The 7,072-nt window shown below is 64.0% G+C and carries 8 protein-coding genes; 6 read left to right on the top strand and 2 right to left on the bottom strand.

What is annotated here, in order from left to right; all coding sequences use genetic code 11:
* A partial coding sequence (locus DYI24_RS17690; protein ID WP_164573232.1) for a response regulator occupies positions 1-385 on the bottom strand: 385 nt, incomplete at its 3' end.
* 19 nt (positions 386-404) lie between these two features.
* On the bottom strand, positions 405-2,717 hold the full coding sequence (locus DYI24_RS17685) for a GAF domain-containing protein (RefSeq protein ID WP_164573231.1): 2,313 nt from the start codon (positions 2,715-2,717) through the stop codon (positions 405-407).
* A 345-nt stretch (positions 2,718-3,062) separates the two neighbouring features.
* On the opposite strand from DYI24_RS17685, the gene pufB reads away from it, so the two are divergent.
* The 6 genes from pufB to DYI24_RS17655 all read left to right on the top strand — a co-directional run.
* Positions 3,063-3,218 (top strand): light-harvesting antenna LH1, beta subunit, encoded by a 156-nt coding sequence (gene pufB, locus DYI24_RS17680; RefSeq protein WP_011157052.1) that lies wholly within the window; start codon positions 3,063-3,065, stop codon positions 3,216-3,218.
* A 12-nt stretch (positions 3,219-3,230) separates the two neighbouring features.
* The gene (locus DYI24_RS17675; protein ID WP_011157053.1) at positions 3,231-3,410 is read left to right on the top strand and encodes a light-harvesting protein; all 180 of its coding nucleotides are present in this window, start codon (positions 3,231-3,233) and stop codon (positions 3,408-3,410) included.
* A 186-nt stretch (positions 3,411-3,596) separates the two neighbouring features.
* The gene (locus tag DYI24_RS17670; protein WP_107343513.1) at positions 3,597-5,033 is read left to right on the top strand and encodes a PucC family protein; all 1,437 of its coding nucleotides are present in this window, start codon (positions 3,597-3,599) and stop codon (positions 5,031-5,033) included.
* A gap of 18 nt (positions 5,034-5,051) precedes the next feature.
* Positions 5,052-5,702, top strand: coding sequence for a hypothetical protein (locus tag DYI24_RS17665; RefSeq protein ID WP_164573230.1), 651 nt, complete (start codon positions 5,052-5,054; stop codon positions 5,700-5,702).
* A gap of 15 nt (positions 5,703-5,717) precedes the next feature.
* Positions 5,718-6,011: a hypothetical protein gene (locus tag DYI24_RS17660; protein ID WP_107343515.1), complete on the top strand. Its 294-nt coding sequence runs from the start codon at positions 5,718-5,720 to the stop codon at positions 6,009-6,011.
* A gap of 140 nt (positions 6,012-6,151) precedes the next feature.
* A partial coding sequence (locus tag DYI24_RS17655; RefSeq protein ID WP_164573229.1) for a flavin-containing monooxygenase occupies positions 6,152-7,072 on the top strand: 921 nt, incomplete at its 3' end.

The raw sequence follows: 7,072 nt of genomic DNA, 5'->3' as shown, positions 1-7,072 counted from the left end.
CGCCGCTGCCGACCGCATTGATGCCGCGGATCAGTTCGTCGGTGGCGGAGCCCTTCAGCACGTAGCCGGCGACGCCGAGGTCGAGCAACTGGCGCAAGTAGGCGCCGTCTTCATGCACGGTCAGCACCAGCACGCGGCAGTCCGGACACACGGCGAGGAACTTGCGCGCCACCTCGATGCCGTTGAGGCCGGGCATCGACAGATCGAGCACGGCGACGTCCGGCTTTAATTCCGTGGCGCGGCGGAGCGCGTTCGGGCCGTCGCTGGCCTCGCCGACCACTTCGAGTCCGGGATCGCCTGCGACCAGCGCCTTCATGCCGCTGAGCACCACCGGGTGATCGTCGGCGATAAACACGCGCAGTCGGGAAGGGGATTGCTGGTCCATCGCGGTTGCTTTCATCTGGTCACAGCGGAATGCGCGCGTACAGCGCAGTGCCCTTGCCGGGCGCGGATTCGATTTCGAGCGAGCCGCCGACCAGCGTCAGCCGCTCACGAATGCCGAGCAGGCCCAGCCGTCCGGACGGCTGCTTGTGGCCGGCGGTGACGAAGCCGCAGCCGTCGTCCTCGACGATCATCGTCACCTGGTCGTCGCCGAGCTGCAGGATGACGCTGACGTGGCGGGCAGACGCATGGCGCACGACGTTGGTGAGCGCTTCCTGCAGCACGCGGTACAGCGTGGTCTCGACTGGCGACGGCAGCCGGCGCGAGCCGAGCGTCATGTGCAGGTCGAACTCGATGCTCGACTTCTCGCTCCAGGAGTCGAGCAGGTTCTGGATCGCGGTCTGGATACCGAGGTCGTCGAGCGCGGTGGGGCGGATTTCCCAGGCGAGCCGATTGGCCTGGCGGCCGACATCGGCGGTCAGGCTCTTCATCTCGGCGATGCGCTGCTGCAATTCGGGATTGTCGCCGGCGGCCTGGCCGAGTTTGTCGAAGCCGAGCTGTAAAAGCGTCAGCGATTGCCCCAGCGTGTCGTGCAGTTCGCGGGCGATCCGCAGCCGTTCGGCTTCCTGATCTTCGACTGTCCTGCGCAGCACCTTGGATAGGTCCGCCTCGACCAGCACCCGCCGCCGCTTCTCTTCCTGCAGCGTCTTGGCGACGTCCTTGGAGCGGCTCAGGCCGAGCTCGACCTGGCGCATCAATTGTTCCTGCAGCAGCTGCGCCGAGCGCCGCTCGCGGGCGATGCCGTCGATCCGGCGCAGGACGACGTCGAGCAGCGACTCGCGGAGCCGGTGCGCCGCATCGATCTCGGCGTCGAGCCACGGCTCGCCGTGCAGCCGCACCGACTCTTGCCAACTCGACGCACAGCCTTTGGGCGTTCGGCTGCCATCGGCACCGACGCCGACCGGCTTGTTGGGCATGCCGGCCCAGGTGACGACGCGAACCACTTCGGGGCGGAACCACAGCACGTAGTTGTGCGGCGTATTGGACAGCGACAGCGCCAAAAGCCCGCTGGCGCAGCCGGCGAACGCCTTGGCGGGCGGATAGGCCAGCGCCAGGCAGTCGGTGTGATACACGCCGTCGTGCGCAACGCCGTGCAGCCATCCCATCATCGCGGCGACCTGCGCAGGACCCGGTGTCGCGCCGATCCCGGTGAACTGGCCGTCGATCCACAGGCCGACGCCGGCAGCCGGAATGAAGTCGAGCAGGTTCGGATAGAACCGGATCAGCCCTTCGGCGAGATCCGACTCCTGACTCATGCGCGTGACAAGCTCTTCGTGGATGCGCGTGCTGCGCAGCCGTGCGGCGAGCTGATCGGCGGCGAGCCGCGCCTCGAGCTGCAGCGACGCCATCTCGGCGAACAGCGCGCAGGCCTCTCGCATCCGGTAGGGCAGAAATCGCGGGGTGCCGTGATGGCAGACGATCAAGCCCCATACTTCGCCTTCGACCACCAGCGACAACGAAAGCGACGCGGCGACGCCGAGCTGGGCCAGATACAGCCGGTGCTCGGGGGAGCAACTGCGGATCGCGCTGAACGAGAGATCAAGTGCGGTGCCGCTGCGCGGACTGTGCGCCGGCACCAGCGGTGCAGCGGGCGCGTGAACGTCGGGCTGTACCCGAATCCGGCTGGCAGGCCCCGGTCGATGTGGAATGTCCGGTTGCGGATCGCGCAGGCCGAGGAACGGACTCGCATCGGGATCGCGCGCTTCGGCGATCACGTCGGCGCTGCCTTCCGGCGCGAAGCGGTACACCATCACCCGGTCGAAGCCGGTCACGTTGCGCAGCTCAGCGGCCATCGCGTCGAAGAAGGCCTGCAGGTTCGGCGCCGGCCGGACCCGCCGGATCATCGACTGCACCAACGCGAGCGAATTCTCCGGCGCGGGTTCGCGCCGCGGATCGAGCTCCACGACCAGCAGCCCCGAGGCGTGGTGCACGATGACATCAATCGGCGTGGCGTCCGGCGCGCTCAGCGTGAAGACGTGATGCGGCCGTTCGATCACTCGCTCTGCAGCGGCAAGCGTCTGCAGCCGTGCGATCTGGTCGGACGAGAACACACTCGAAGCGGCAGTGCCCGGCAACAGATCCGCGGCCGCGCCGAGCAGCGATGCGGTCGCGCCGGCGGCGTGGATGATGGTCAAATCCGCCGGAGCCAGCGCCAGCAGTGCGGCGTGGGGCTGAATCGTACCGGGCAGGACCTCTGTACGCGTCCCACCGGCGAGGGTGATCGGGTCGAAGTCCGAGACCCTGAACTCGGCAGAATTGTCAAGGCCAGAGTACATCACAATCTACTCAATTTTCCGTGTCCGGGACTCGTCGGACCGGTTTGAGGATGTCCGGTATGACACGGACAGTCGTCAGTGTCATGTTAAATTGACAAAGATGTGTGTCAGGATAGTCTTACAATCACTCGGATGTGATCAGGGCGTGAGTCCTCGTCATCCGAGGGCTGGAAGCATCCACATCGGTCCGCCCCAACGCGAGGCGACTCGTCGTTGTCCAGAGGGCCGGTGCAGGAGCGAACAGGGAATGCTGAGACCAAGCGAACAAATGTTCGGCGTAGCAGCAATCAACCTACGTGCAGGTTCAGCACGACACTGATCGTAAGTCTCTCAGGAGGATTTACTATGGCAGACGATCCCAACAAGGTCTGGCCGACCGGTCTGACGATCGCGGAATCGGAAGAGCTCCACAAGCATGTGATCGACGGCACGCGCATTTTCGGCGCGATCGCCATCGTCGCTCACTTCCTGGCGTATGTTTACTCGCCCTGGCTGCACTAAGGAGTACGTAAGATGAATCAAGGTCGTATTTGGACTGTTGTGAAGCCGACCGTTGGTCTTCCGCTCCTGCTCGGCAGCGTGACCGTGATCGCGATCCTGGTGCACTTTGCTGTTCTCAGCAACACCACCTGGTTCTCGAAGTACTGGAACGGCAAGGCCGCGGCGATCGAGAGCTCGGTCTCCATCGGCTAATTCAGCTTCTTTTGAAGCTGTTGTGGCTGGACCGGGATCCAAGGGTCCCGGTCGCTTGCTTTGTAGCCGGAGCGGGGTGCGGACATTTGATCTGCCGCAGTTCATCTTTGGTCGCAAAGTGGTGCTGTTCGATCGGACACCGGCGGATCTGACCGCCGGGCTCACGCAAGCTGGAATCGCTGCACGATGAACACAGTCAGCCAAAAGATGATGAAAGTCTGGTCCTCGCTTGGGCCGCGCTTTCTGCCTTTCGCGGATGCGGCCACGCCGGATCTGCCTCTATCCCGGTTGCTGCGCCTGTCGCTGTTTCAGGTCGCAGTCGGCATGTCGCTGGTGCTGCTGGTCGGCACCCTGAACCGGGTGATGATCGTCGAACTCAACGTGCCGGCCTCGATCGTCGGCGTGATGGTTTCGCTGCCTTTGATCTTTGCGCCGTTCCGGGCGCTGATCGGCTTCAAATCCGACGTTCATAAATCTGCGCTGGGCTGGCGCCGCGTGCCATTCCTGTACAAGGGCACGATGGTGCAGTTCGGCGGCCTCGCCATTCTGCCGTTCGCGCTGCTGGTTCTGTCCGGCGGCGGCGACTCGGCGCAGGCCCCCGTCTGGGTTGGACAGGTTGCAGCCGCCGCGGCATTTCTGCTGATCGGTGCCGGCGTGCACACTACCCAGACCGTCGGCCTCGCACTCGCGACCGACCTGTCGCCGCCGGAGTCGCGGCCGAAGGTGGTCGGCCTGATGTACACCATGCTGATGTTCGGCATGATCGCGAGCGCGATCATCTTCGGTGTGCTGCTCGCCGAGTTTTCGCCCGGGCGCCTCATTCAGGTGATCCAGGGCTCTGCCGTCGTCACCATCGTGCTCAACGGCATCGCGTCCTGGAAGATGGAAGCGCGCCGCCGCGACAATCCCAATCTGGTGACCGCGCATCCTGAGGCGCCGAGCGGTGGCTTCCGCGAGTCGTGGGACGCTTTCATTCAAGGTCCGAACGCGATGCGCCGGCTGATCGCCGTCGGCTTCGGTACCATGGCGTTCAGCATGGAAGACGTGCTGCTCGAACCTTATGGCGGCCAGATTCTGCATCTGAGCGTCGGCGACACCACCAAGCTCACCGCAGCGCTGGCGGTCGGTGGTCTGTTCGGCTTCGGCTACGCCTCGCGCGTGTTGAGCCGCGGTGCCGATCCGTTCCGGATGGCGAGCTTCGGCGCGCTGGTCGGTATTCCGGCATTCCTTGCGGTGATCTTCTCTGCCGATCTGTCGTCGAGCACGGCCTCTGCGTTGGTGTTCGGCTTCGGTACGCTGATGATCGGCTTCGGTGCCGGTCTGTTCGGACACGGCACGCTGACCGCGACGATGAACGCTGCGCCGAAGGATCAGGTCGGTCTCGCACTGGGCGCCTGGGGTGCTGTGCAAGCTTCGGCCGCCGGTATTGCTATCGCGCTCGGTGGTATTCTTCGCGACGTGGTAACCGCTTATGCGCCGCACGGTTGGGGCGGCGCCGCAGCGGGTTATCACTTTGTCTATTACCTCGAACTAGTGTTGCTCATTGCCACGCTGGTGACGATGTTCCCTCTGACACGGCGGCGGGAGCCGATTCTGATGCAGGGCCAGTTGCGCGGGTCCTGAGAGTGAGACGGAGTAGCTATGACCCACATCATCACCCGCTTGTATGACTCGAGCAGCCGCCTGTCGGCACTCGAGAGCGATTTGAAGAGCAATTCCTTCAAATACGCGGTGGTCACGGCCGGCCGTTCGTCCACCGAAGAAACTGCTGCTGCGCTTCTCAAGGCCGGCGTGTCGCGCGCGGAAGCCGCGACCTATGCCGACTATCTCAAGAAGGGTGGCGTCGTCGTCGCGGCGCAGGCCGAGTTCGGCTACGGCGCGAAACTGACCAAGATTCTCGACGGCTACGGGCCGAACCCGATCAGCCTGAAGTCGTCGTCCTCGTCGCGTGCCGCCGAACAGAGCGATGCCGCGCCGTTCTCGAATTTGATCCACGCGCCGGTGCTGCTCGAGACCTCCGGCCCGTACAAATCCTATTCCGGTGACTTGCTGCTGGTCGACAGCGACAAGACCTTCTCTGGTACGCCGCTGGTTATCAGCAGCGATGGCCCGTATCAGTCGTTCTCCGGAACACCGTTGTTGCTCGACAGCAGCGGCCCATACAAGTCCTTCTCAGGGACTCCTCTGTTGCTGGACACCAGCGGTCCGTACAAGTCGTACTCGGGCGAGCCGCTGTTGATCAACAACTCCACACCCTTCTCCTCCTGGCTGGGCCTGCCAGTGCTACTCTAAGTAAAGGAATCGACCATGAGCGAAGAATACAAAGGACACTCTGGACATCCGCTGATCCTCAAGCAGGAAGGCGAATACAAGAGCTATTCCGGTGAGCCGCTGATCCTGAAGCAGGAAGGCGAGTACAAGGGTTATTCCGGTACTCCGCTGATCCTCGAGCAGAAGGGCGAGTATCAGAGCTTTTCCGGCACCCCGCTGATCCTGAAGCAGGAAGGCGAATACCGGGGCTTCTCCGGCGCGCCGCTGATCCTGAAGCAGGAAGGCGAGTACAAGTCGTTCTCCGGCTATCCGCTGCTGCTCAACATCTGAGCCAGCCGGCCCTACAGGTCCCATGACGCCGCGGGCAGCAATGCCCGCGGCGCCGTGCTTTTGGGTCGCAAGAAAATGCTGGGCAAACGCGTGCCCAGCGGTCAATCTGTTTCCAACGACACAAAAAAAGTCGAGGAAACATGACCCACTCTGCTTCCGCTGCGTCCAGCAGCGCCGCGGCGTCCGCGCCATTCAGCGGCCCCGCTCCCCATCCCGATTGCGAACATGTCGACGTGCTGATCGTCGGCGCCGGAATTTCCGGCATTGGTGCCGCCTACCACCTGACGACGCAGTGTCCCGGTACCCGCTTCGCCGTGCTCGAAGCTCAGGACGGCTTCGGCGGTACCTGGCGAACCCACCGCTATCCTGGCATTCGCTCCGACAGCGACCTCTACACCTTCGGCTATCGCTTCAAGCCATGGACCGGAAAGCCGATCGCGACGGCTGCCGAAATCCGCGACTATCTCGGCGAGGTGATCGCCGAGCACGATCTCGACCGCCACATCCGCTACCGCCACCGCATCGTTTCGGCGAACTGGTCGAACGAGGATGCGTGCTGGACGATCGAGGCGCTGCGCGGCGAGGGGGGCGAGACCGTGCGCTTCACCGCCAACTTCCTCTGGATGTGCCAGGGCTACTACCGCCACAGCGAAGGCTACACCCCGGAATGGCCGGGCATGGCCGAGTTCAAGGGGCGGATCGTCCACCCGCAGACCTGGCCGGACGATCTCGACGTTGCCGGCAAGCGGGTGATCGTGATCGGGTCGGGCGCGACGGCTGCGACTCTGGTGCCGTCGATCGCCCCCAAGGCTGAGCACGTGACCGTCCTGCAGCGCTCGCCGACCTATTTCATTCCCGGCCGCAACAAGATCGAGATCGCCGACACGCTGCGCGAGCTCGGAATCTCCGAAGATTGGATTCACGAGATCGTCCGCCGCAAGATCCTGTTCGATCAGGCGACCTTCACCCGCCGCTCGATGAGCGAGCCGGAGGTGGTGAAGCAGGAATTGCTCGCCGGCGTTCGCGCCCATCTCGGCCCGGATGCCAATCTCGATCCGCAC

Origin of the sequence: Rhodopseudomonas sp. BR0C11, assembly GCF_010820945.1 — a bacterium.
Lineage (GTDB): Bacteria > Pseudomonadota > Alphaproteobacteria > Rhizobiales > Xanthobacteraceae > Rhodopseudomonas > Rhodopseudomonas palustris_H.
This window is presented reverse-complemented; position numbering and strand designations above follow the sequence as displayed.